This window comes from Stutzerimonas azotifigens, from assembly GCF_013522725.1.
GTDB lineage: Bacteria > Pseudomonadota > Gammaproteobacteria > Pseudomonadales > Pseudomonadaceae > Stutzerimonas > Stutzerimonas azotifigens_A.
Genome location: NZ_JAAMRF010000009.1, coordinates 171,524 through 194,563, shown reverse-complemented (window position 1 = coordinate 194,563; position 23,040 = coordinate 171,524). Strand labels below are relative to the sequence as shown.

General features: G+C 61.6%; 20 protein-coding genes. 15 read left to right on the top strand and 5 right to left on the bottom strand.

Going from position 1 to position 23,040, the window contains the following annotated elements; genetic code table 11:
- Positions 1 to 35 precede the first annotated feature (35 nt).
- The 7 genes from zipA (at position 36) to G7026_RS17720 (ending at position 8,596) form a co-directional block, all read left to right on the top strand.
- Complete coding sequence (gene zipA, locus G7026_RS17750; protein WP_181072241.1) at positions 36 to 854, top strand: cell division protein ZipA; 819 nt, start codon at positions 36 to 38, stop codon at positions 852 to 854.
- A gap of 309 nt (positions 855 to 1,163) precedes the next feature.
- Positions 1,164 to 3,533, top strand: coding sequence for an NAD-dependent DNA ligase LigA (gene ligA, locus G7026_RS17745; protein WP_181072240.1), 2,370 nt, complete (start codon positions 1,164 to 1,166; stop codon positions 3,531 to 3,533).
- Between the two features lie 567 nt (positions 3,534 to 4,100).
- Entirely contained in the window at positions 4,101 to 5,567 is a 1,467-nt protein-coding gene (locus G7026_RS17740; protein ID WP_181072239.1) for a flagellin, read from the top strand.
- A 75-nt stretch (positions 5,568 to 5,642) separates the two neighbouring features.
- Positions 5,643 to 6,005, top strand: a complete 363-nt coding sequence (locus G7026_RS17735; RefSeq protein ID WP_181072238.1) for a flagellar protein FlaG — start codon at positions 5,643 to 5,645, stop codon at positions 6,003 to 6,005.
- 82 nt (positions 6,006 to 6,087) lie between these two features.
- Positions 6,088 to 7,548 carry a flagellar filament capping protein FliD gene (gene fliD, locus G7026_RS17730; protein ID WP_181072237.1) on the top strand — a complete coding sequence of 487 codons (1,461 nt, stop codon included), beginning with the start codon at positions 6,088 to 6,090 and terminating at the stop codon, positions 7,546 to 7,548.
- A gap of 278 nt (positions 7,549 to 7,826) precedes the next feature.
- Positions 7,827 to 8,204 (top strand): flagellar export chaperone FliS, encoded by a 378-nt coding sequence (gene fliS / locus G7026_RS17725; RefSeq protein WP_181072236.1) that lies wholly within the window; start codon positions 7,827 to 7,829, stop codon positions 8,202 to 8,204.
- Positions 8,205 to 8,299: 95 nt separating this feature from the next.
- Complete coding sequence (locus G7026_RS17720) at positions 8,300 to 8,596, top strand: flagellar protein FliT (protein ID WP_181072235.1); 297 nt, start codon at positions 8,300 to 8,302, stop codon at positions 8,594 to 8,596.
- Positions 8,597 to 8,679: 83 nt separating this feature from the next.
- Here the strand turns inward: G7026_RS17720 and ppnP are convergent, their stop codons facing one another.
- Together ppnP and G7026_RS17710 are read right to left on the bottom strand one after the other, a co-directional pair.
- On the bottom strand, positions 8,680 to 8,961 hold the full coding sequence (gene ppnP, locus G7026_RS17715; RefSeq protein WP_181072234.1) for a pyrimidine/purine nucleoside phosphorylase: 282 nt from the start codon (positions 8,959 to 8,961) through the stop codon (positions 8,680 to 8,682).
- Between the two features lie 69 nt (positions 8,962 to 9,030).
- Positions 9,031 to 9,639, bottom strand: a complete 609-nt coding sequence (locus G7026_RS17710) for an exonuclease domain-containing protein (protein ID WP_181072233.1) — start codon at positions 9,637 to 9,639, stop codon at positions 9,031 to 9,033.
- A 482-nt stretch (positions 9,640 to 10,121) separates the two neighbouring features.
- Here G7026_RS17710 and G7026_RS17705 point away from each other — a divergent pair, with 482 nt between their 5' ends.
- On the top strand, positions 10,122 to 10,373 hold the full coding sequence (locus tag G7026_RS17705) for a YkgJ family cysteine cluster protein (protein WP_181072232.1): 252 nt from the start codon (positions 10,122 to 10,124) through the stop codon (positions 10,371 to 10,373).
- A gap of 354 nt (positions 10,374 to 10,727) precedes the next feature.
- On the opposite strand, the gene G7026_RS17700 is transcribed toward G7026_RS17705, so the two are convergent.
- Positions 10,728 to 11,732, bottom strand: a complete 1,005-nt coding sequence (locus G7026_RS17700) for an alpha/beta fold hydrolase (RefSeq protein ID WP_181072231.1) — start codon at positions 11,730 to 11,732, stop codon at positions 10,728 to 10,730.
- A gap of 267 nt (positions 11,733 to 11,999) precedes the next feature.
- Here G7026_RS17700 and G7026_RS17695 point away from each other — a divergent pair, with 267 nt between their 5' ends.
- The 4 genes from G7026_RS17695 to G7026_RS17680 all read left to right on the top strand — a co-directional run bounded on the left by G7026_RS17695 (position 12,000) and on the right by G7026_RS17680 (position 17,796).
- Positions 12,000 to 14,258 (top strand): ATP-binding protein, encoded by a 2,259-nt coding sequence (locus tag G7026_RS17695; RefSeq protein WP_258190323.1) that lies wholly within the window; start codon positions 12,000 to 12,002, stop codon positions 14,256 to 14,258.
- Between the two features lie 12 nt (positions 14,259 to 14,270).
- On the top strand, positions 14,271 to 14,744 hold the full coding sequence (locus tag G7026_RS17690) for a response regulator (protein ID WP_181072229.1): 474 nt from the start codon (positions 14,271 to 14,273) through the stop codon (positions 14,742 to 14,744).
- An 84-nt stretch (positions 14,745 to 14,828) separates the two neighbouring features.
- Positions 14,829 to 17,249 (top strand): response regulator, encoded by a 2,421-nt coding sequence (locus G7026_RS17685; protein ID WP_181072228.1) that lies wholly within the window; start codon positions 14,829 to 14,831, stop codon positions 17,247 to 17,249.
- Positions 17,233 to 17,796, top strand: a complete 564-nt coding sequence (locus G7026_RS17680) for a biliverdin-producing heme oxygenase (protein ID WP_181072227.1) — start codon at positions 17,233 to 17,235, stop codon at positions 17,794 to 17,796. Before G7026_RS17685 ends, G7026_RS17680 begins: the two co-directional genes overlap by 17 nt.
- Here the strand turns inward: G7026_RS17680 and G7026_RS17675 are convergent.
- Positions 17,774 to 18,682, bottom strand: coding sequence for a DUF6685 family protein (locus G7026_RS17675; RefSeq protein ID WP_308811813.1), 909 nt, complete (start codon positions 18,680 to 18,682; stop codon positions 17,774 to 17,776). The genes G7026_RS17680 and G7026_RS17675 overlap by 23 nt on opposite strands.
- 182 nt (positions 18,683 to 18,864) lie before the next feature.
- Here G7026_RS17675 and G7026_RS17670 point away from each other — a divergent pair, with 182 nt between their 5' ends.
- Together G7026_RS17670 and G7026_RS17665 are read left to right on the top strand one after the other, a co-directional pair.
- Positions 18,865 to 19,086, top strand: a complete 222-nt coding sequence (locus G7026_RS17670) for a DUF2835 domain-containing protein (protein WP_181072226.1) — start codon at positions 18,865 to 18,867, stop codon at positions 19,084 to 19,086.
- Between the two features lie 69 nt (positions 19,087 to 19,155).
- Entirely contained in the window at positions 19,156 to 20,187 is a 1,032-nt protein-coding gene (locus G7026_RS17665; protein WP_181072225.1) for a quinone-dependent dihydroorotate dehydrogenase, read from the top strand.
- Between the two features lie 84 nt (positions 20,188 to 20,271).
- Here G7026_RS17665 and rmf read toward each other — a convergent pair whose 3' ends face one another.
- The gene (gene rmf / locus G7026_RS17660; RefSeq protein WP_138408564.1) at positions 20,272 to 20,487 is read right to left on the bottom strand and encodes a ribosome modulation factor; all 216 of its coding nucleotides are present in this window, start codon (positions 20,485 to 20,487) and stop codon (positions 20,272 to 20,274) included.
- 366 nt (positions 20,488 to 20,853) lie between these two features.
- On the opposite strand from rmf, the gene rlmKL reads away from it, so the two are divergent.
- Positions 20,854 to 23,031 carry a bifunctional 23S rRNA (guanine(2069)-N(7))-methyltransferase RlmK/23S rRNA (guanine(2445)-N(2))-methyltransferase RlmL gene (rlmKL, locus tag G7026_RS17655; RefSeq protein ID WP_181072224.1) on the top strand — a complete coding sequence of 726 codons (2,178 nt, stop codon included), beginning with the start codon at positions 20,854 to 20,856 and terminating at the stop codon, positions 23,029 to 23,031.
- The last annotated feature ends 9 nt before the right edge of the window (positions 23,032 to 23,040 follow it).

Genomic DNA, 23,040 nt, shown 5'->3' with positions numbered 1-23,040 from the left:
CGTTTTTATCATCGAATTCAGAGGTCTACGCATTAATGAATATCGGTCTGCGCGAGTGGCTGATCGTCATCGGCATCATCGTCATCGCCGGCATCCTGTTCGATGGCTGGAGGCGGATGCGCGGCGGTAAGGGCAAGTTGAAGTTCAAGCTGGACCGTAGCGTCTCCAACCTGCCCGAAGAAGACGAAGCACCTGCCGAGCTACTCGGCCCACCGCGGGTGGTGAGCCGCGCCACCGACTCCCAAGTCGAGGAAGATGACGATCTGCCTTCGATGACCGCCCGGGACCCCGGCAAGCGCCGCGTCAGCGAGCCGCGTCAGGGCGACCTCAATCTGACGGCCGATGAGCCCGTGCCGACGCTGCTCGACCCGGTCGCCGATGACATGAGCGACGCCGACGAAGAAGAAATGGACCAGCTGCCTGTCGAGGAAGTGCTGGTCATCAACGTCATCTCACGTGATGCCTCGGGTTTCCGAGGACCTGCACTGCTGCAGAACATCCTTGAGAGCGGCCTGCGTTTCGGCGAGATGGATATCTTCCATCGCCACGAAAGCATGGCCGGCAATGGCGAGGTGCTGTTCTCGATGGCCAATGCGGTCAAGCCCGGCACCTTCGATCTGGACGACATCGACCATTTCACCACGCCGGCCGTGAGCTTCTTCCTTGGTCTGCCGGGCCCGCGTCATCCCAAGCAGGCTTTCGATGTAATGGTCGCGGCGGCGCGCAAGCTGTCCCAGGAGCTCAACGGCGAGCTCAAGGATGACCAGCGCAGCGTGCTGACGGCCCAAACCATCGAGCATTACCGCCAGCGTATCGTCGAATACGAGCGCCGGCAGATGACCATCAAACGGTGAATCAAACCGCTCCTCCTGGAGCGGTTTTTGTTTGAACCCGGGTGGGGCCGGAGCGCGCTGCCTCGATCTGGCGTTTCGGTCAAGCGTAGGGCGGGTGCAACCCGCCATGAACATCGACGTCGTTGCCGATTGTGCTTGCCCCCCATGATGCTCCCTGCAGCGGACGCAATCACCGATCGAGCTCGCCGACATTGCAGGGCGCAACGCCTGCCCTTGGCGCCGGGATCGGCTAGAATCGCGTGCCTCCATATCAACCAAGGCGCGCTGATACGGTCTGAATCAGCACAGCCCCAGCCACGGCTCCGTTATATGCTTTCCGCCCAATCCGCCGCCGAGCGCATCGCTGCACTGCGCAGCGAAATAGACGCCCACAACTACCGTTACTACGTGCTCGACGAGCCGAGTGTGCCCGATGCCGAATACGATCGGCTGTTCAAGGAGCTCAAGGCCCTGGAGGCCGAGCACCCCGAACTGGTGACACCGGAGTCGCCGACCCAGCGCGTCGGCGGCGAAGCGCTGGCCGCCTTCGGCCAGGTCCGCCATGAAGTGCCGATGCTCAGCTTGGGCAATGCGTTCGAAGAGCGCGACCTCGTCGACTTCGATCGGCGCGTACGCGAGGGGCTCGACCTGCCAGCCGGCGACCTGCTCGATGAAGGGGCGCAGGTCGAATACAGCTGCGAGCCAAAACTGGATGGCCTGGCGGTCAGCCTGCTGTACGAGGATGGCTATCTGGTGCGGGGTGCCACACGGGGCGATGGCACCACCGGCGAGGATATCAGCGCCAACGTGAGAACCGTGCGCAATATCCCGCTCAAACTGCAAGGGGCGGGCTGGCCACGGGTACTCGAGGTGCGCGGCGAAATCTACATGCCCAAGGCCGGCTTCGAGGCGCTCAACGCAAGGCAGCTAGAAGCCGGCGGGAAGACCTTCGCCAACCCGCGCAACGCTGCGGCCGGCAGCCTGCGCCAACTCGATTCGCGGATCACCGCCAGCAGGCCGCTTGAGCTCTGTGCCTATGGCGTCGGCCGCAGTGACGGAGCGCTGCCCTCTACCCATTACGACATGCTGCATGCGCTCAAGGAGTGGGGGTTACCGATCAGCCGCGAGCTCAAGCGTGCAAAGGGCGTCGAGGCCTGTCGCGCTTACTTCAACGATATTGGCGAGCGCCGCGACGCGCTGCCTTATGAAATCGACGGCGTAGTGTTCAAGGTCAACGATCTTGGCCAGCAGCGCGAACTCGGCTTTCGCGCCCGCGAACCGCGCTGGGCAATAGCCCACAAGTTCCCGGCACGCGAGGAGATCACCGAGTTGCTGGGCGTCGAGTTCCAGGTCGGCCGCACCGGGGCGATCACCCCGGTCGCGCGCCTGAAACCCGTGCAGGTCGCCGGCGTGACGGTTTCCAACGCTACTTTGCACAACATGGACGAGGTCGCCCGGCTTGGCGTGATGATCGGCGACAGCGTCATCGTGCGGCGCGCCGGTGATGTGATCCCGCAGATTCTCGGCGTCATCGCCGAACGCCGTCCGGCGGACGCCCGGGCGGTCGCGGTGCCGCAGCAGTGCCCGGTCTGCGGGTCGGCCGTCGAGCGCACGCAGCTCATCAAGCGGGGCAAGGGGCGCGAGACCATCAGCGAGGGCTCGATCTACCGTTGCGTCGGGCGTCTGGCCTGCCAGGCCCAACTCAAGCAGGCGATCATCCACTTCGTGTCGCGTCGCGCCATGGATATCGACGGGCTGGGCGACAAGATCGTTGAGCAGTTGGTGGACAAGGGGCTGGTTAGCTCGCCGGCGGACCTGTACCAGCTCACCTACGAGCAGGTCTTCGCGCTCGAAGGGTTCGCCGAGATCTCCAGCCGCAACCTGCTCAAGTCCATCGAGGCGAGCCGCAACCCGACACTGGCACGTTTCATCTTCGCGCTGGGCATTCCCGATGTCGGCGAGGAGACCGCCAAGCTGCTGGCGCGCGCACTCGGTTCGCTGGAGCGCATCCAGCGCGCGCTTCCCGACGTGCTGGTTTACCTGCCGGACGTGGGGCTCGAGGTCGCCCATGAAATCCACAGCTTCTTCGAGGACCAGCACAATCTGACGGTCATCGCCCAGTTGCTCGAGCGCGGCGTGATCTTGCAGGAGGAGGGCGGCGTACATCCGGAGTTCGCTGCCTGCGCCAGCCTCGCCGGTCTGCTCGATCGCCTGGATATCCCCTACATCGCCGCGACCGGCGCCCAGCGCCTGGCCGAGCGCTTCGGTTCGCTGGAGGCGATCATCACGGCCGACTGGCTCGACCTTCGCCAGGTCGAACGCCTCAACGAGCGGGCGGCGCGTGCGTTGCGCGATCATTTCGACAATCCCGACAACGTCGCCCGGGCACGTGCCATCGAGGCGCAGCTGCGTGAGTTCGGCATGCACTGGGAAAGCGAGCGCAAGCGCAGCGAGGGGCTGCCGCTGGCGGGGCAGACCTGGGTGCTGACCGGCACGCTGGAAGCCATGAGCCGGGACGCCGCGAAAGCGCGCCTCGAAGCACTCGGTGCGAAGGTGGCCGGGTCGGTGTCGGCCAAGACCAGCTGCGTAGTCGCAGGACCGGGCGCGGGGTCGAAGCTCGCCAAAGCCAGCGAGCTGGGGCTCAAGGTTCTGGATGAAGCCGCGTTCCTCGAGCGCTTGACCGCGCTAGAGCAAGCGTAGGGCGGGTGAAACCCGCCGCCAATCGAAGCCTGTGTCCACATCGAAGCCGCCGCTCATGTTCACGCCCAGCTTTCATGATACGTGGCGGGCCTCTGTGCTGGGCGTCTTCAGGTAAGGACCGGGTTCATTCGCCCTATGGGTGTGTCCGGTTGCTAGCTGCAGGATTGGAGGTGCTAAGCAGGTTCGAAAACGGCGGCGGGTTTCTCCCGCCCTACGGCTTAGGCGCCCGGGGGAGCGGTCGGGGACGCCCAGTCTTGACCTCGAATGTTGGGGGCGTGGAGGTTATAACCCCGTCTGCATAGCCACCAAGCCAGGCGCATCTGGCATTAAAGAATTTCCAATCGGCGCCGATACCTTGGGCATGCGGACTTGCTCGTCAAGCCGGTCCGCAGGCGCTGCGGCGGTCGATCTTCGAAAATCAATAAAAATTTTCGAAAATCCCTAAAGCAAACCGAACAGGCGCCGATAAACGGTAGGAATGCGAACTCAATGGGTGCCTGGGTAGAAGCCGGCCCGGAGTCGCAAGCTCAGGCAACCATGTAAACAGCGCCCTTGGAGGCAAACGCCATGGCTCTCACAGTCAATACCAACATCCCGTCGCTCAATACTCAGCGCAACATCAACAATACGTCCAACGCCCTGAATACCTCCATGCAGCGCCTGTCCACTGGTAGCCGCATCAACAGCGCCAAGGACGATGCGGCCGGCCTGCAGATCTCCAACCGCCTGAGCAACCAGATCAGTGGTCTGAACGTGGCGGTACGGAACGCCAACGACGGTATCTCGCTTGCCCAGACCGCTGAAGGTGCCCTCCAGCAGTCCACCAACATCCTGCAGCGCATGCGTGACCTGTCCATCCAGTCCGCTAACGGTTCGAACAGCGACGCCGACCGCTCTGCACTGCAGAAGGAAGTATCTGCACTGCAGAACGAACTGACTCGTATCGCCGAAACCACCACTTTCGGGGGCCGCAAGCTGATGGATGGCTCGTTCGGTACCTCCAGCTTCCAGGTGGGTTCGAACGCTTACGAAACCATCGACGTTACCGTCAAGAGCGCTTCGGCCAGCGACATCGGCTCTTACCAGGTCGGAAGCGACAAGTCGGCAGGTACCCCAACTGTCAGCGGAAGTGTTGTAGCTGATGCTGCCACTGCCTTCACTGCTGGCGATCTGACCGTTGTGGGCAACGGTCAGACCAAGACCATCAGCGTTGCCGTCGATGATAGTGCCAAGAGCCTGGCCGCCAAGTTCGACGGCGCTATCTCTGGCTTGACCGCGACCGCACGTACCGTGTTCAAGGTCGAAGTCAATCAGGTGGCAGAAGGTGATACTGCCAACTTCACCATGACTGTAGGTAGTGGCACTGATGCCAAAACTGTTGATTTCGTCGGTGTCACCTCGACCAAGGACCTGGCGGAGCAGATCAACTCCAACTCGGCCAAGCTGGGTCTGAAGGCGAATCTGGATACGAACAACGTGCTGACGGTTGAATCTAGTACGGGTGAGAACGTGTCGTTCGGTACGATCACCGGTGACGTGACCATGCAAGCTTCGGTGCAGGACGCCAAGGGTGAATTTACCGATCTAGCAGATATAGGTGGTGATGAAACCATCGTCGGTTATATCCAGCTGAACTCGCCAACGTCCTTCTCGGTGGCAACCCCAGACGCCTCAACAGCCGTGTCTGGTGAGTTGTTCGGCGCTGCCAACGCTGAAAAGAGCTCGGTTGCTAATGTCGATATCTCTACGGCGGATGGTGCACAGCGTGCCCTGGCCGTAATCGACAACGCCCTGGCCGGCATCGATTCTCAGCGCGCCGACCTCGGTGCGGTGCAGAACCGCTTCGACAACACCATCAACAACCTGCAGAACATCTCGGAAAATGCCTCGGCCGCCCGCAGCCGTATCATGGACACCGACTACGCTGCGGAAACCGCCAACCTGTCGAAAAACCAGGTGCTGCAACAGGCCGGTACTGCCATCCTGGCCCAGGCCAAGCAGTTGCCGCAGTCGGTCCTCTCCTTGCTTCAGTAAGCGAGGGCGCTGGTTAGTGAAAGTGGAGGAAGGGGTTGAGCCCCTTCCTCCTTTTTGCGTTGCGAGGTGACAAAGATGGAAACAATAATTCCCGCCTCTACGGTGGCGGTCATCAATACGGCACGGCGCGATGTACCTCTCGTCGGCAATCTGCCGCTAAGCGCGGTGGGGCCGTCGGCCAACGTTGCCAAGCAGGGCGAGCCTGAAATCGCCTCTGTTGAAAGTGCCCACTCCGCCGCCGAGACGTTCAAGACATTTGTGCAGGACATCCAGCGCAACCTGGATTTTAGCGTGGACGATTCCACGGGGCAGGTCGTGGTCAAGGTAATGGATGGTGACTCGGGCAAGCTGATCCGCCAGATTCCTTCCGAGGAGTTGCTGCGTCTGTCAGAGCGGCTCGAGGATATGCGCAGTCTGCTGTTCAAGACGCAGGCCTGACTACAAAGGCACGATTATTGGATGCACCCACCAAACGCTGGAGATTCTGCAGCCTTTGGACATTTTCTTGACGAGGTGAGTTATGGCGGGGATCACGGGAATTGGGTCCGGGATGGATATCAAGGGGATGGTCGACGTCATCGTCGCTGCGGAGCGGGCGCCGAAGGCAGGTCAGCTCGCGACGCTGGAAAAGAAGACCACCACGCAATTGACCTCCCTGGGCCAGTTGAAGAGCGCCATCAGCAATTTCCAGTCCGCGCTGAGCGCTCTGAACAGCCCTTCCTCATTCTTGGCCCGCACGGCCACCTCGTCCGACAGCAAAGTTATAACCGCCAGCGCCAGCCAGAGCGCGCAGGCCGGCAACTACAAGGTCGACGTCCAGCAACTAGCCAGCAGCAGCAAGGTCGCTTTGGCGGCGATCGATGGTGGTGCCAAACTCAATTCAGGCACATTGAACATCAAGGTCGGCGGCACCGCCTTGCCGGACATCACCATCGACTCATCGAACAACACCCTGACCGGTATTCGCGATGCGATCAACGAAGCCGGCAAGAGTGAAGGGGTGAGTGCGACCATCATCACTGACGATCACGGCTCGCGCCTGGTTCTGAGCAGTAGCAAGGCCGGCGAGGGTAACGATATCACCGTCGCGGTCAATGAAACCGGCGTGGAAGAAGGCCATGTTTCCTTGAGCGAGCTGGCCTACAGCGGCCCTACGGCCAAGCCCAGTGCTGATGATTTTGGAGGTGAGGATGACCCCGCGTATATCTCCGCACTTGCTGCTTATGAAAAGGGCAGCCAGACGTTGGCTACCGCCCAGAGCGCTAAGCTGACCATTGACGGGTTGGCGGTTACCCGCGACAGCAACAGCATCGATGACGTGGTCGGTGGCCTGAGCTTCGATATCAAAAGCACCGGCTCCAGCACCCTGAGCGTGACGAAGGACGAGGCCGGAGTGGAGGCTAACGTCCAGAAGTTCGTCGAGGCCTATAACACCCTGATGACCTTCATCAACACCGAAACCAAGGTCACCACCGTCAATGAAACCTCGGCCCCGGTTGTGGGGGCGCTGGTGGGCGATGCTTCGGCTCGCTCGCTGGTCAATGCTATCCGCTCCGAACTGGTCTCCCCGCAGGGCGATGGAGCCATCCGCGCCCTGGCGGATATGGGAATCACCACCAAGAAGGACGGCACGCTGGAAATGGACGGCGACAAGGTGAAGAAGGCCATCAGTACGGACTTCGAAGGGGTGGCCGCCTATTTCACCGGCGATAGCGGGTTGGCTACTCGCCTGGGCGACAAGCTGAAGCCCTACACCGATGGCGGAGGCATTCTGGAGTCGAGAACCACCTCGCTGCAGGCGACACTCGACAAGGTCGACAAGCAGAAGGAAGACCTCGATACCCGTATAAAGGCGCTGGAAGAGCGCCTGTACAAGCAGTACAACGCCATGGACAGCCTGGTTGCCCAATTGATGAGTACCAGCGACAGCCTGACGCAACTGTTTGACAGCATGCCGGGCTTCGTCACCCAGAAGACGTAAGCCATCCCATGCTCTTCCGGTGATCGAGCCGGGATGGTATAGGGGTAGCTTACTGGCGATGGTCGACGATCCGATCGCCAGCGCTGGCTCCTACCTCTCATCGATACCGCTCGCTGTAGGGCAGGTGCAACCTGCCCCAGCGGCAACCACCGTGTGCTTGGCCGTGCAGGTTTCACCCTACGGCTGGAGTTGCAGTTCGCCGCCTGTGTTTCGATTAAAGGTACCCAGCATTCTGCCGATACTTGTATCAGTATCGTTGAACAGCTTGGAGTCACCAAATGAACGCTATGTTGGCCATGAAACAGTATCAGCGAGTCGGCGTGCAGGCTCAGGTTACTGAGGCCAGTCCGCACCGCCTGATCCAGATGCTGATGCAGGGAGGCCTGGATCGTATCTATCAGGCCAAGGGGGCGATCGAGTTCGGCCGGGTCGCCGATAAGGGTGAGTTGATCGGCAAGAGCATCGCGATTCTCGGTGGTCTGCGCGAAGCGCTCGATCACGAGGTGGGTGGGGAGCTGTCTGCCAATCTGGATCGGCTCTACGAATATATGATTAGGCGTCTGACCGATGCCAATCGCAACAACGATGCAGCCGCGCTCGCAGAGGTGGCTGGTTTGCTGCAGGAAGTGAAAACCGGCTGGGATGGCATCGCGTAGTACGGTTGGTAGAGCCGGCGTTTCGTCGAGCCATCCGCGCCCCTGCCGTGAGCGAAATCTGCGCCCCGTTATTTAATCGAACCCGGAAAGGGCTTATGCAATCCATTCTCCAGTCGCTTGAGGCTCTTTGGACAGATCTGGGCGATGCGTTGTCCCGGCAGGACTGGGAGGCGGTCAACGCTTTGGACCCAAAGTGCCGTATGTTGGTCGGAGAGGTGGTCGCTCTCGAGTCCTGGGGCGAACCAATGCTGCGCGAGCAGGTTGGAAAACTATCGCAGCTATATGCAGAACTGCAGCAGGCCGCTCGGACCGAGCGTGAGCGGGTCGCTGGCGAGCTGACCCGGCTCAATCAGTCGAAGCGGGTCGATCGGGCGTACAAGACGTTCGGTTGATCTGCGCCGATGCTGGTTTACTGTGTATTGTCGTTGGTGGAAAACGCTTCGCGGTTTTCCACCCTACGCATCATTTCGTTCGTTTAACGATATTCGCACAGATAGGCCGTGTCGGCCGCGACCTTCAGTTGGAACTTGCTGTTCGCCGGGACGGTGAACTGGCTACCGCTCGCGAAGGTTTCCCAGGTGTCGCTGCCAGGCAGCTTCACGTCCAGGCTACCCGCGACGACATGCATCACTTCCAGCTGACTGGTACCGAATTCATAGTCGCCTGGGGCCATGACTCCGATGGTGGCAGGGCCGGCGGCCATTTCGAAGGCGATGGATTTGACGGTGCCGTTGAAGTATTCGTTGACCTTGAACATCTGGATATCCTGTGAGAGCTGAAGGTGCTTCAGTATGCCGAAGCCCCCACAGGTCGTCATCCGGTCTCTCTAGTGCGGGTTGTTGATGCCGCCAGCCGCCTCGATCGGCAGGTGGGTCGCGGTCTGCGTATGAATGGCCATTGGCAGTACAAGCGGTAACAGCCGTGCAGTGTTACGAGCGTCTTCCAGGGCGCGATGCTGCTGGCCGTTGAACTGGTAGCCTGCGAGCTGCAAAGCAGTTAGCAGGCCTACCGGGCGGTGCAGTTGTCTTACCCGGGCGAAGCATTGCTTCAGGTTTAGATGCGTCGTCGCGTTCAGGGCGCTGTGCAGCCCATGCTGGGTCCATTCCTGCTGCAGCTGCAGGCGGTCGTAATCTCCCCAGCTCGTCCATCCGCACAGGTTGGTGAAGTTGGCCTTGAGCCAGCGTTCGAACGCCGACCAGACGACCGGAAAGCTCTGCGCAGCGTCGACCTGTGCCTGGCTGATGTGCGTCAGTTCCTGGCAGAACGCGGTCAAAAGGGGCCGCCGTACGGGTCTCACGAAGCGCTGAAAATGATCGGTCTCTCGTCCGTTTTCATCGACCAGGCTGGCGCCAATCTCGATGACTTCCATTTCGTTGAGCGGCCAACCGCCTTCCTCGGTCGTGGCCTCCAGGTCAATTACCAGCCAAAGCTTCATGATCGCGTCCTTCGGTACGGTCCGTGGCCCGTTAGCTCAGGTGTGGCGGCCGTCTGCGCGGGCCAGGGCGCGTCGGGCTACATCTTCGAATCGGCGGCGGCGCCTGAGGGGCGAGCCAGATAAAACATCATCTATGTACGACTCCCCGCCATCACACCGGTTCGCCAGATTCAGGGCAGGCTCAAAGCTTCCGGGCGCAAGAGAAGCGCAGGGCACAAATTGCTTGAGCGTGATGGGCATGGCATGTGCGCCTATAGCTGGATGCCGAAGACGCGAGGCCTGGTTGGAGGAGTAGCCTGGCGTCATGCGCAGGCCGGATCAGGTGCCAGCAGGCGAGTTGGTGATAACTACGTCGGAAGGACGCTTGCGCAGTCTAAAGCACGAGCTGGAAGGCTGCCGGACGCGCTGCAAGCAGCGTCATCTGGTTCTTTCCCGCAGCTGCAATTATTATCGCGACCTCGAGTTTTCCGGATTTTCCCAGCATGAATTGCCGCCCTGGTTGCGGTGCTTGTTGCATCGCGCCTTCAATCACTTCGCCGATCCCTGGACTGCCGAATGGGAAGCCGGCGGGGTTGCGTTGTCCACATCTTTCCAGCCACAACCTTTGCGGATTGTTCGGCCGACCGGAGCGCCCCGAGGTGTGTGCTGCGTTTCAGGCTGACCCGGCGGTCTGTGGCTCGAGTACGGACGAGGCGATTCGCTTGATCGGTTGGCTGGAGCAGGCTACCGCCTGATTTTCTCGTTCAAGGGGCTGGTTATGACGGTCGTACAGGGGATGGTGGGCTTGTGCGTGCTGGCATGACTGCTGGAGCGGCCGATGTCGGACGTTGGCCAGGACGAGGGCGGTATCAGGTCTTTCTGACGTCGGAGTCGGGATCGACCTATAGGCCCTAGGGCGAAAATCGCTTGTTTCGATGATCGAGGACTACGACTGTCAGCAGCGCCGTGGTGGGGCGAGGCAGCGGGATGAGCAGCGCGCCGGACGGCGCGGGGGGCTGCGCACATAGCAACCAGGAGCCTCGCCGCGTTCTGAAATAAAACGCCCGATGCAATGCATCGAGCGTTCAGGCGTTAGGCAGCACGAAAGGCTAGATACGGCGCAAAGCTTTCAGTAGCTGCTCATGGAAGCGCTCGGGAGCCTGGATCTGGGGCGAGTGCCCGAGGTCGTCGAACGTCACCAGCTTGGCATTCGGAATGCGTTTGGCAGCCATGGGACCGAGCTTGCTGTAGTTGCCCAACGTCGCTCTGACTGACTCGGCCGCGGCATCTTTACCGATCGCGGTGTTGTCCTTGTTGCCGATCATCAGCAGCGTCGGAGCCTGGATGTGATCGAGCTCGTAGACGACCGGCTGGGTGAAGATCATGTCGTAGGTCAGCGCCGAGTTCCAGGCGACCCGTTTCTTGCCTTCGCCTTGAAACAGGCCTTCCTGCATGGTTACCCAGCGGTCGTACTCCGGGCGCCACTCGTTCGCGTAGTAGGTGCTTTGCTGGTAACGCCGAATCCCTTCGGCGTTGGTTTTCAGCTCCTGTGCATACCACGCATCCACCGGCCGATACGGCACGCCCTTGGCTTTCCAGTCTTCGAGGCCGATGGGATTGACCAACACCAGTTGTTCAACACGGCTCGGGTAGGTCAGCGCGTGTCGCATGGCGAGCATGCCTCCCATGGAATGCCCCATCACTGCGTAGCGGTCGATACCCAGGTGCGCCATCAGCCCCTGGGTGTTGTAAGCCAGCTGGTGAAAACTGTATTGATAGTTTTCCGGTTTGCTCGATCTGCAGAAACCCACCTGGTCCGGCACGACCACCCGGTATCCGGCATGGGTCAGTGCCCCGATGGTGCCTTCCCAAGTGGCGCCGCAGAAATTCTTGCCGTGCATCAGTACGAAGGTCTTGCCGTTGGCTTCACCCGCCGGCGCGATGTCCATGTAGCTCATTTCGAGTCGCTGGCCCTGGGAATCGAAGGCGAAGATCTGGCTGGCGTGTGGGTACTCGAAACCCTCCAGCCGCTCGCCGAAGCGAGCCGGTTCGGCGTTGGCAGTCATGGCCATGGTCAGGGCGGAGAGGGCGGTAGAACTTAGCAAGACGCGCATCGTGAGCCTCGAGATAGCAGTGAGTTATCCGCATCATAGCGGCTCAGCGGCGATCGGTTCGCCAGGATCTGTAAACGGATGTGCCTGCTGTGCCGACCGCTCGCGGTGGCGGGAGTCCGAGTGTCCCTGTAGAGTAATCGTCGTTTTTGAAGTGTCCCGATCGACACCGCGCTCCATCCCAGCACTCGCTGGCCCTGCCTGTAGATAAGAGCCGCACCATCTTCGATGCCCATCGGGCAGGCTGGTCCGTCTTCAAAGGAGAGGCCCTTGGCCGTCACCGCAGATCAGTCCTTCCTTGCAGAAGCCGTTGCCAACTGCGCCAACGAGCCGATTCACATTCCTGGGAGCGTTCAGCCCCATGGCTTTCTCTTCGTGCTGAGCGAGCCGGAATTACGGGTCGTGCAGGCAAGCGAGAATGTGGGGCAGTGGTTGGGCATGGATGTGCGATCCCTGCTCGGCAGCCGCCTGGAGGATCTGATCCCTGGCCGCAATATCGGCGAGCGTCTGGGAACGCTGGTGGAGGGCGACAACAATCCCTTTCACCTGAGCGATGTGACGCTGCTGCTCAACGGCGAACAGAGCGAAGCGCTGGCACTGATGGCGCACCGCTACAAGGGTCGCCTGATCGTCGAATTCGAGCCCGCCGGCAATGCGGGGCAAGCGTACGGCGACCTTTATCCGCTGATGCGCACCTTCGTCGCGCAGGTACATGAAACACAAGGCGTCGTTGCGCTATGCGGCCTTGCCGTGAGCGAGGTCAAACGGATCACAGGTTTCGGGCGGGTCAAGGCGTACCGCTTCGACAACCAGGGCAACGGGTTGGTACTCGCCGAAGAGGCCGATGACGGATATCCCAGGTATCAGGGGCTGTGCTTTCCTGCATCCGACATTCCCGCCCAGGCGCGCCAGCTGTACTGCAACAACCTGATCCGTGTGATTCAGGATGCGAACTACGAGCCGTCACCCATCGTGCCGGCCATCAACCCCGACAGCGCCGAACCGCTGGATCTCAGCTTCGCCTCGCTACGCAGCGTTTCGCCGGTGCATCTGCAATACATGAGGAACATGGGGACACTGGCCTCGATGTCGATCTCGATCGTCATTGAAGGCAAGCTCTGGGGCCTGATCTCCTGCCACGATGCCAAGCCCCGCCAGGTCGGCTTCCATACCCGCACGGCCTGCGAACTGCTCGGACGTGTCCTGGCTCTGCAGATCGAGGCCAAGGAAACGCACCATTTGGCTGAACGCAAACTGGAGCTGCGTCGGCAGATCGTCCATCTGCTCGCAGGCATGGCCGACCGCGACAGCGTGGTCGAAGGCTTCACGAGCATGGCCGACGTGGTGCTGGGCTTCGCCCGGGCGAGCGGCGCGGCGATTCTTTCCGGCGATGTCTGCGAGCTGGTTGGCCAGACGCCGCCTGCGGAGGACATTCACGACTTCGCTCGATGGCTGAGCCAGAAACGTGACCAGATCGTCTTCCATAGCGACAGCCTGCAGCGCGATGCTCCGGGGCTGGTCGGCCTAGCCAAGCATGCCGCTGGCGTGCTGGCGATCTCCATCTCACGTCTGCATCCGCACTATCTGATCTGGTTCCGACCCGAGCAAGTCAAAACCGTCGAATGGGCCGGACAGCCGGAAAAACAGATCGACCAACAGAGCGGGGCGTTGAGCCCGCGGCACAGTTTCGAACGCTGGCAGGAAGTGGTACGCGGCTTTTCATCTGCGTGGGACCAGGCGGAGCTCGATGCCGCACTGGAGTTGCGCAACGCGGTGCTCGGCATCGTGCTGCGCAAGGCCGAGGAAATGGCGCAGTTGGCCGGCGAACTCAAGGAAAGTAATAAAGAGCTCGAGGCATTTTCCTACAGCGTGTCCCACGACTTGCGCGCGCCCCTGCGCCATATCGCGGGTTATGCCGAGCTGCTTGGCGAGATGGAAGGCTCCAAGCTTTCCGAGCGCGGCGTGCGCTTTCTCGACAACATAGGTGATGCGGCACGGTTTGCCGGCACCCTGGTCGACAATCTGCTCAGTTTCTCGCAGATGGGCAGGGCCGCGCTGCGATTGTCCGACGTCAATCTGGGCGCATTGGCGGAGTCGATCCGCCAGGAAATGGCCCCCGATTACGATGGACGTAACATCGAGTGGCACCTGCAGCCGATGCCGGTGGTGGTGGCCGATGCCGCCTTCATCCATCTGGCTCTGCGTAACCTGATTTCAAATGCCATCAAATACAGCCGTACGCGCGAGCGGGCGATGATCGAAATCGGCGCCGAGGAGCGCGCCGACGAGGTCATCGTTTACGTGCGCGACAACGGCGTGGGTTTTAACATGCAATACGCCAACAAGTTGTTCGGTGTGTTCCAACGATTGCATCGGATGGAGGAGTTCGAAGGCACCGGTATCGGTCTTGCCAGCGTTCGACGCATCGTCGAACGGCACGATGGGCGGGTCTGGGCCGACGGGCAGTTGAATGAAGGGGCGACCTTCTTCTTCGCGCTCCCCAAGCTCACCTATACCTCCCCCATTTAGGATATGGCACAAATGCTCAAACCCATTCTTTTGGTGGAAGACAACCCGCACGACCTCGAGCTGACGCTCGTCGCGCTCGAACGGAGCCAGTTGGCCAACGAGGTCGTCGTGCTGCGCGACGGTGCCGAAGCGCTGGACTATCTGCAGCGCAAGGGGGACTACGACAATCGCAAGGGCGGAAACCCTGCGGTGCTGCTGCTGGATTTGAAACTGCCCAAGGTTGACGGATTGGAAGTGCTCAAGATCGTGCGCGAGACGCCGGATCTTCGCAGCATGCCGGTCGTCATGCTGACCTCGTCGCGCGAGGAGCCCGATCTGGCCAAAGCGTATTCGCTTGGCGTGAACGCTTATGTAGTCAAACCGGTCGAATTCAGGGATTTCGTCTCTGCCATCTCCGATCTCGGCATATTCTGGGCTGTTCTGAACGAGCCGCCGCCAGGTTCGCTGCGCGCCCACCGCCGCCGCGGTGACCGCGAACCTGACTGAATCAGGTGTGAGATTCATCCTGTTGCACATCGCCCGGCCGCCTTTGCGGCGGAACTCAAATCGCCCTCGGTCGGCGGGATAGCTATGCCAGCGCCAAAAAACATAAGCCTGCTGTTCGTAGAAGACAGTCCGCACGACGCCGAACTGGCGCTTCTGACACTAGAGCGTAGTGGCTATCGCGTCGATGCCACGGTGGTCTTCGACCGCGCTGGCGTCATCGGTGCGCTGGAGCGCCTCAGCTTCGACCTGATCCTGTCCGATTTCATCCTGCCCGGCTTTTCAGGTGCCCTGGCGCTCCAGGAGGCGCAGCGCCTGGCGCCCAAGACGCCGTTCATTTTCCTTTCCGGCGTGTTCGGCGAAGAGCACGCAGTGGACATGATGCGCTCGGGCGCCATCGACTATGTGCTCAAGCAAAACCTCAATTTTCTGCCCAAGGCTGTGCAGCGAGCGTTGTCTGAGGTGAGTGAGCGCCGCGGCCGACTGCGTGCCGAGGAGGCGCTGCAGGAAGTTGAGGTGCGGGCGCGCCTGGCGATCGATGCGGCTCGCCTGGGGATGTGGGATTACGAGCCGCAGACTCGCCGGCTGATCTGGGATAACCGCTGCAAGGCCATGTTCGGACTGCCGCCGGAAGCCAGCATCGATCTTGGTATTTTCGAGCAGCGGCTGCACCCGGATGACCTGCCACGCCTGTGCGCGGACGTGCGTCGAGCGACCAACCCGCAGAACGACAACGCATACAGCGCCGAATACCGTGTGCTGCTCGAGGATGGACAGCTGCGCTGGATCGAGACCCGCGGCCAATCGTTCTTCGAAGACGGCGTCTGCAAGCGTTTCATCGGCGTGCTGATGGATATCACGGCGCAAAAGCTGGCGACCGAATCCCTCGAGCGGCTCAACGAAACCCTTGGCGAGAGGGTTGAAGAACGCACGCGTGAGCGTGATCGGACCTGGGAATTGTCCAGGGATCTGCTCGCCGTGACGCGTCTGGACAGCGAGCCGGTGGCGCTCAATCCTGCCTGGGAAGACACCCTCGGCTGGCCGCGCGAGCAGTTGATGAAGGCGTCGCTGTGGGCGTTGGTCCACCCCGACGACTACAGCACGACGCTCGAGGAGACCGAAAGCCTTAAGCACGGACAGGCGACCAATCGTTTCGTCAACCGCATGCTGCATGCCGACGGTAGCTATCACTGGCTGTCTTGGACCGCGGTTCCGGAGGCTGGAAGGATGTATGCAGCGGCGCGCGACATCACCGGTGAAATCGCGGCGGTGGACAAGCTCGCCGCGGCCAACCGGCAACTGGTCGAGCAGATCAAGGAACGCGAGCGGGTCGAGGCGACGCTGCAGCAAATGCAGCGTCTCGAAGCGGTTGGCCAGCTCACCGCCGGGCTTGCCCATGACTTCAACAACCTGCTCACGGTAATTCTGACCAGCGCCAGTTTCCTGTCCCGCGACCTGGAGCAGGGTACGGTGCTGGCCAAATCGTTGCAGCGCCTGCAGAACATTCGCGAAGCCGGAGAGCGGGGCGCGAAGCTGACGGGCCAGCTGCTGGCGTTTTCCCGGCGTCAGCAGCTGGCGCCCAAATCGGTGGACCTCAACGACACCGTGGTCGGCATGCTCGACCTGCTGCATAGCACGCTGGGCGGCAGCGTGACCATCGAGACCGATACCTGTGCCGGCCTCTGGCATGCGCTGGTCGACCCGACGCAGATCGAGCTGATCATCCTCAACCTGGCGATCAATGCGCGTGACGCCATGGGCGGTGGCGGTCTGCTGGTGCTGGGTACCGATAACGTCGTGGTCGATACGCCACCCCTGCGAGCCGAGGATCCGGAACCAGGCGAATACGTCGTGCTGTCGGTGAAGGATTCGGGCAGCGGCATGGATGACGAAGTGCTCGCCAAGGCGTTCGAGCCGTTCTTCACGACCAAGGAAGTGGGCAAGGGGTCAGGGCTGGGTCTGGCGCAGGTGTTCGGCTTTGCCAAGCAGTCCGGTGGTGGCGCGAGGATCGAAACACGTGTCAACGTCGGGACCACGGTCAAGGTATTCCTGCCGCGGGTGAGCGCCCCGAAACCTCTAGTGCGCCTCGAGTCCGGGGGCGGCGCGACGGCAACTCTGGACGGCGTGCAGCGCACCATCCTGTTGGTCGATGACGATGCTGGGGTACGCGAAGTGACGTCGATGATGTTGAATGACTTGGGGTTTCGAGTCATTGAGGTCGACAGCGGGCGCAAGGCGCTGGGGCAGCTCGAAAAGGACTGCGCGGTCGATCTACTGCTGGCCGACTTCGCCATGCCGGGCATGAACGGCGGCGAACTCGCCAGGGCGGTTCGGGCCCGTTATCCGGGTCTGCCTGTGGTGTTCATTACCGGTTACGCCGAGCTGGGCGAGTTCGGCATGGGCGATGCACTGGTCATTCAAAAGCCATTTCGGGAGCAGGACCTGGCCGAAAAGGTCGTAAGTGCCATCAACCAGGCAGATACGTTTCGCCATGGCACCCTTGCGTAGTCGCCTGAAAGCCGCGACCTCCGGATTGCATGAGCGGGTCGATCGAGGTTACGGCGATTTCCGTCTTGAGACGCCGACCGGCTACCGCGACTTTCTGCTTGCCCATGCGCGTGCCGTGATACCGGCCGAAGAAGCCCTCGAGCAAGCCGGCATCGTCAGCCTGGTGCCTGACTGGCTCCAGCGTCGCCGGCGAGACGCTCTGCGCCTCGATCTCCTCCAGTTGGGCGAAGCGATTCCCACCCCCCTGCATGTTCCTCGGTCAACTTCGGCTGCATGGTGCTGGGGCTTTGCCTATGTGCTGGAAGGATCGCGGCTGGGCGCAAGGGTATTGAGCCGCATCGTCGAATCGCAGCAGGCCGGATTGCCGCTGCGGTATCTCGGCCAAGGCAGCGATCAGCCACTGTGGCCGCGTTTCGTCGACATGCTCGAAACCGCCGCGCAGGAGCAACCCTTCGATGAAGTGGCCGAAGGGGCTCGGGCAGCGTTCGAGTTGTTCGTGGAGGCGGCGTGGCTGCAGCGCGAGGCTACAGCGGACTGCCTCGCCTGAACCGCGTGATCTGCGGCAGGCCCTTGAGGTAGGTGATGACATCCGGTGACCCTGCTACTTTCAACCCTTCGCCTAGCGCATTAGCCGTGACATGGCCTTTTTCCAGCAGCAGCAGCTCCGAGTTGCTGGCGTTGCGCAGCAGCGTTAGCCGCGCGTAGGGCACCTGGCCGTCGAGCAGCAGGCCGACGAATGCCGGATCGTCCCACGCGCTCGCCGGCATCGCCAGTACATGGTAAGCCGCATGCAGTGTCTGAATACCCGCAAGGTCGAGTCGGTAGTCGGTCAGTTCGGCAGGCAAGGCGGTATCCAGCCCTCTGCGTCGGGCATAGGCGATGGCTGCGGCGAAGGTGGTCGTATGCTGTTCCCCCGCCCAGTAGATGCGCTCGCCCAGCCAGCTCGCTTGGCGCAACTGGATGGTTTCCCTTTGCTCGAAGCGAGGCAGGGCCTGGTTCAGGGCCCGGGTGAAGTCGCGATAGCTGATGATGCGCACCTTGCGGCAGGCCGGTGTCGCCGCAAAGGTTTCGAATGTCGGATATATCCGGTCATCGAGCGGCTGTCCGCTCAATCCGTCGATCTGGCGGAGGTCGAATTGCGGATGAAACTCGCTGACCTTGGTGACCAGTCGGGTAAGTGCCAGATGAGCGCGCGCCTTGTCCTCCTGCACAGGGCCGGAGAGCGCGCCTCGTGGGAGGTCGACCAGATGCTGGAGAGGAGGGCCCTCATGCCAGAAAATGTTCGGCTGTGGCTCGGGCAAGGCTTCGAACGCGAATTGCAAACGGCTCGCCCGCTCAAGCACCAGACGCGGCGTTTTACCGGTCAGCTTGAGGCGCTGCGCCAGATTGGCGATGCGGGATGTCAATGAGGGCATTTGCTCGGAAAGGCTCATCGTCATGACAGAGCTCCTGGAACACCGGCCGCAGTGTGGCAGACATCACGCTGTTGCGCACTGGCTTTGCACACTGAGAAGGCGCAACGGTGAGTTTCCAGATGGCCGGCAACTGGCGTCGTGGCGTCGGTTGCTTTGCGAAGCTGTGGCAGAATCGCGAGCATTGTCATTCAGGAGCCTCCATGCCGAACCTGGTGTTGGACATCGCGCTGTCCGCGGATCGACTACTTGCAGTCTACCAAGGGCGCGCCAACCGAATCCTGGCTACCAGCCGCGACGGCCGGCGTGTAAGCCTGCCGGCCCATCATTTGCGCCCGTTTCTGACAAGGGACGGGGTATATGGTTCCTTTTGTCTCGAGTTCTCTCCCGCCGGGGAGCTGATCAGGCTCACGCGGCTCGCTTGACTCGCCTCGCTAGCCAGTACGTGTGGCGGCTATACTGCGCGCCTCACTTTTCACCCGCTTAGGTTGCGCATGTATAACCTGGCTCGCGAGCTACTGTTCAAGCTGTCCCCGGAAACATCCCATGAGCTGGCCCTGGACCTGATCGGTGCAGGGGGGCGTCTTGGACTCAATGCACTGATGGCCCGCACTCCCTCGAGCCTACCCGTACAGGTCATGGGGCTGGAGTTTCCGAACCCGGTGGGGCTGGCCGCGGGCCTGGACAAGAATGGTGAAGCGATCAACGGCCTATCCCAGCTGGGGTTCGGTTTCATCGAGATTGGCACCGTCACACCGCGAGCGCAGCCAGGTAACCCGAAGCCGAGGATATTTCGTCTGCCCGAGGCCGACGCCCTGATCAACCGCATGGGTTTCAATAATCACGGGGTCGATGCCTTGCTCGCCCGTGTCGACGCGGCGCGGTTCAAGGGCGTGCTGGGAATCAATATCGGCAAGAACTTCGACACGCCTGTCGAGCGCGCCGTCGACGACTATTTGTTGTGTCTGGAAAAAGTCTATTCGCGCGCGAGCTATGTGACGGTAAACGTCAGCTCACCGAACACTCCGGGTTTACGCAGCCTGCAGTTCGGCGACTCGCTCAAGGCGCTGCTCGAATCGCTACGCGCTCGCCGCGAGGACCTGCAGGCGCTTTATGGCAGGCGCGTGCCGCTGGCCATCAAGATCGCGCCGGACATGAGCGATGAGGAGATCGTGCTGGTGGCGCAAACGCTGGTCGAGACGGGTATGGACGCTGTCATCGCGACCAACACGACGCTTGGCCGAGACGGTGTCGCCGGCCTGGCGCATGCCGACGAAGCGGGCGGCCTGTCGGGTGCACCGGTTCGCGAGAAGAGCACTCACTCCGTCAAGGTGCTGGCCCAGGCGTTGGGCGGGCGCCTTCCGATCATCGCAGCGGGCGGCATCCTGGAGGGGCGTCATGCAGCGCAGAAGATCGAAGCCGGTGCCAGTCTCGTGCAGATCTATACCGGGTTCATTTACCGTGGGCCGACGTTGATACGAGAGGCGGTGGATGCGATAGCGGGCTCGACTGCCGGCCGGCGCTGAGGGGAGGGCTCCCGTTTCGGGAGCCCTGGGCTTGAAGCCCGCAGCCCGGGTGGGGCTGCAGAAAGAACTTAGAGTGATCCTGCCTTAACTGACCGCGTGAAGCTGGTTAAGCCGATGCAAGCCGGCCGTGCCGGTCAAGCCATCCCAGTTGTCGCCGCGACCCTCGCGCCAGCCGTTGATCCAGGCTTGGCGTACCGTTGGATGTGAAAAAGGACATAGGTCGCGAGATTTGCCGTGTATGCCGTGTTGATAACCGCGCAGAAATGCTCGTTCCATCGGATCACGCTTGAGTCTTCTCATAAGGTGTAGCCCTCAGTGGTTGACTTGGTTCCAATGGCCTCACGGCGAGGCCGGGCAGCTAGACTGCCATCGAGGTCCGTTGCCGGCGTGACGGACCTCTGTGCCCATCATTGCGATGCGACTGGATCGAGTTCTAACCCATGGCTTGGCCGTGTGGAAACTATCGTTTTGTCATAAGGACGTAATTCGATAGTGGTTCCGCCCATAAGCTAGACGCCGTGGCGGGTGCAACCACCCATCAACGTTGAGGTCCAGCGCGTTTGGTCTTCGGCTTGATAAGCGGGCAAGCCGATTTATTCGGCAACAATCAATGCGGGTTCCGACGAGGAGTCACCTCTCCGGACCGCTGACCATTTTGGAATGAGCATGACCGATCGCCACGAACTGATTTTGACTTGCCCTAAAGGCCTGGAGTCGCTGCTGCTCGAGGAAGCGACAGCGCTCGGCCTGGAAGAAGCGCGCGAGCAGACTGCCGCCGTGCGAGGGTTCGGCCCGATGGAGGTCGCCTACCGGCTATGCCTCTGGTCGCGGCTCGCCAACCGTGTGCTGTTGCTGATCCAACGGTTCGCGGTGGCGGATGCACAAACGCTGTACGACGGCGTTCATGCGGTGGACTGGGCTGAACATCTGACCAGTGATGGCAGCCTGGCGGTGGAGTTCAGTGGGCATGGGTCTGGAATCGACAACACCCATTTCGGAGCGCTGAAGGTCAAGGATGCGATTGTCGATCGCCTGCGTACGTCCTCCGGGCAGCGCCCCAGCATCGACAAGCTCAACCCCGACCTGCGGGTGCATCTGCGGCTCGACCGTGGACAGGCCGTATTGTCGCTCGACCTGTCCGGGCACAGCCTGCACCAGCGTGGCTATCGTCTTCAGCAAGGCGCGGCTCCCCTGAAGGAAAATCTTGCCGCGGCGGTACTGATTCGTGCCGGCTGGCCACGGATCGCGGCGGCTGGTGGTGCGTTGGCCGACCCCATGTGTGGGGTCGGTACCTTTCTCGTCGAGGCCGCGATGATGGCGGCCGACATGGCGCCCAACCTCAAGCGTGAGCGCTGGGGCTTCAGCGGATGGCTGGGGCATGTACCCGCCATCTGGGCACGCCTGGTCGAGGAAGCCCGGCAACGGGAGCAGGCGGGGTTGGCGCGTCCGCCGCTGTGGATCCGCGGCTACGAGGCCGATCCGCGTTTGATCCAGCCCGCCAAAAACAACGTCGAGCGCGCCGGGTTATCCGACTGGATCCGTATATATCAAGGCGAAGTCGCGACGTTCGAACCACGCACCGACCAGAACCAGAAGGGCTTGGTGATCTGCAATCCGCCCTATGGAGAGCGGCTGGGTGACGAGGCGAGCCTGCTTTATCTCTACCAGAACCTCGGCGAGCGCCTCCGTCAGGCCTGCCTGGGCTGGGAGGCCGGAGTGTTTACCGCTGCACCGGATCTGGGTAAGCGAATGGGCATTCGCAGCCACAAGCAGTACGCCTTCTGGAACGGTGCGTTGCCGGCCAAGCTATTGCTGATCAAGGTCAGTCCGGACCAGTTCGTGACGGGCCCTCGTGCGAGCGGACCACAACCGACAGCAACGCCCGCGATGGAGCCTGCGCGGTTGACCGAAGGCGGGCAAATGTTCGCCAACCGCCTGCAGAAGAATCTCAAGCAGCTCGGCAAATGGGCGCGCCGAGAAGGGATCGAGTGCTACCGGGTCTACGACGCAGACATGCCCGAATATGCGCTGGCCATCGACCTCTATGGTGATTGGGTCCATGTTCAGGAATACGCGCCGCCTCGTTCCATTGATCCGGAAAAGGCCCAGGCGCGGCTGCTCGATGCGCTTGGCGCCATTCCCCATGCCCTAGGGGTCTCCCAGGACCGGGTGGTGGTCAAACGCCGCGAGCGGCAGAGCGGCACGCGCCAATACGAACGTCAGGGCAGCCAGGGACAATTTCTGGAAGTGGCGGAAGGCGGTGTCCGGCTACTGGTCAACCTCACCGATTATCTGGATACCGGGCTGTTCCTCGACCATCGTCCGCTGCGTCTGCGGATACAGCGCGAGGCAGCCGGCAAGCGCTTTCTCAATCTGTTCTGCTACACCGCTACCGCGACGGTCCATGCGGCCAAGGGCTGCGCACGGAGTACCACCAGCGTGGATCTGTCGAAAACCTACCTGGATTGGGCGCGTCGCAATCTGTCGCTGAACGGGTTCTCCGACCGCCATCGACTCGAGCAGGGCGACGTGATGGCTTGGCTCGCGGCCGACCTCGGCGAGTACGACCTCATCTTCATCGACCCGCCGACGTTCTCGAATTCCAAGCGCATGGAAGGTGTTTTCGACGTACAGCGTGACCATGTGGCGCTGCTCGACCAGGCGATGGCGCGCTTGGCACCTGGGGGCGTGCTGTATTTCTCCAACAATTTCCGCAAGTTCGTGATCGATGCGGGGCTCGAAGCGCGGTATGCGGTGGAAGAGATTTCCGCGTCGACGCTCGATGAGGACTTCAAGCGAAACGGCAAGATTCATCGCGCCTGGCGCTTGCAGGCGCGGCAGTGATCTGCCGCC

Coding starts and splice junctions, on each gene's coding strand:
- zipA (WP_181072241.1), top strand. CDS start 36: ATGAATATCGGTCTGCGCGAGTGGCTGATCGTCATCGGCATCATCGTC.
- ligA (WP_181072240.1), top strand. CDS start 1,164: ATGCTTTCCGCCCAATCCGCCGCCGAGCGCATCGCTGCACTGCGCAGC.
- G7026_RS17740 (WP_181072239.1), top strand. CDS start 4,101: ATGGCTCTCACAGTCAATACCAACATCCCGTCGCTCAATACTCAGCGC.
- G7026_RS17735 (WP_181072238.1), top strand. CDS start 5,643: ATGGAAACAATAATTCCCGCCTCTACGGTGGCGGTCATCAATACGGCA.
- fliD (WP_181072237.1), top strand. CDS start 6,088: ATGGCGGGGATCACGGGAATTGGGTCCGGGATGGATATCAAGGGGATG.
- fliS (WP_181072236.1), top strand. CDS start 7,827: ATGAACGCTATGTTGGCCATGAAACAGTATCAGCGAGTCGGCGTGCAG.
- G7026_RS17720 (WP_181072235.1), top strand. CDS start 8,300: ATGCAATCCATTCTCCAGTCGCTTGAGGCTCTTTGGACAGATCTGGGC.
- ppnP (WP_181072234.1), bottom strand. CDS start 8,961: ATGTTCAAGGTCAACGAATACTTCAACGGCACCGTCAAATCCATCGCC.
- G7026_RS17710 (WP_181072233.1), bottom strand. CDS start 9,639: ATGAAGCTTTGGCTGGTAATTGACCTGGAGGCCACGACCGAGGAAGGC.
- G7026_RS17705 (WP_181072232.1), top strand. CDS start 10,122: ATGAATTGCCGCCCTGGTTGCGGTGCTTGTTGCATCGCGCCTTCAATC.
- G7026_RS17700 (WP_181072231.1), bottom strand. CDS start 11,732: ATGCGCGTCTTGCTAAGTTCTACCGCCCTCTCCGCCCTGACCATGGCC.
- G7026_RS17690 (WP_181072229.1), top strand. CDS start 14,271: ATGCTCAAACCCATTCTTTTGGTGGAAGACAACCCGCACGACCTCGAG.
- G7026_RS17685 (WP_181072228.1), top strand. CDS start 14,829: ATGCCAGCGCCAAAAAACATAAGCCTGCTGTTCGTAGAAGACAGTCCG.
- G7026_RS17680 (WP_181072227.1), top strand. CDS start 17,233: ATGGCACCCTTGCGTAGTCGCCTGAAAGCCGCGACCTCCGGATTGCAT.
- G7026_RS17675 (WP_308811813.1), bottom strand. CDS start 18,682: ATGAGCCTTTCCGAGCAAATGCCCTCATTGACATCCCGCATCGCCAAT.
- G7026_RS17670 (WP_181072226.1), top strand. CDS start 18,865: ATGCCGAACCTGGTGTTGGACATCGCGCTGTCCGCGGATCGACTACTT.
- G7026_RS17665 (WP_181072225.1), top strand. CDS start 19,156: ATGTATAACCTGGCTCGCGAGCTACTGTTCAAGCTGTCCCCGGAAACA.
- rmf (WP_138408564.1), bottom strand. CDS start 20,487: ATGAGAAGACTCAAGCGTGATCCGATGGAACGAGCATTTCTGCGCGGT.
- rlmKL (WP_181072224.1), top strand. CDS start 20,854: ATGACCGATCGCCACGAACTGATTTTGACTTGCCCTAAAGGCCTGGAG.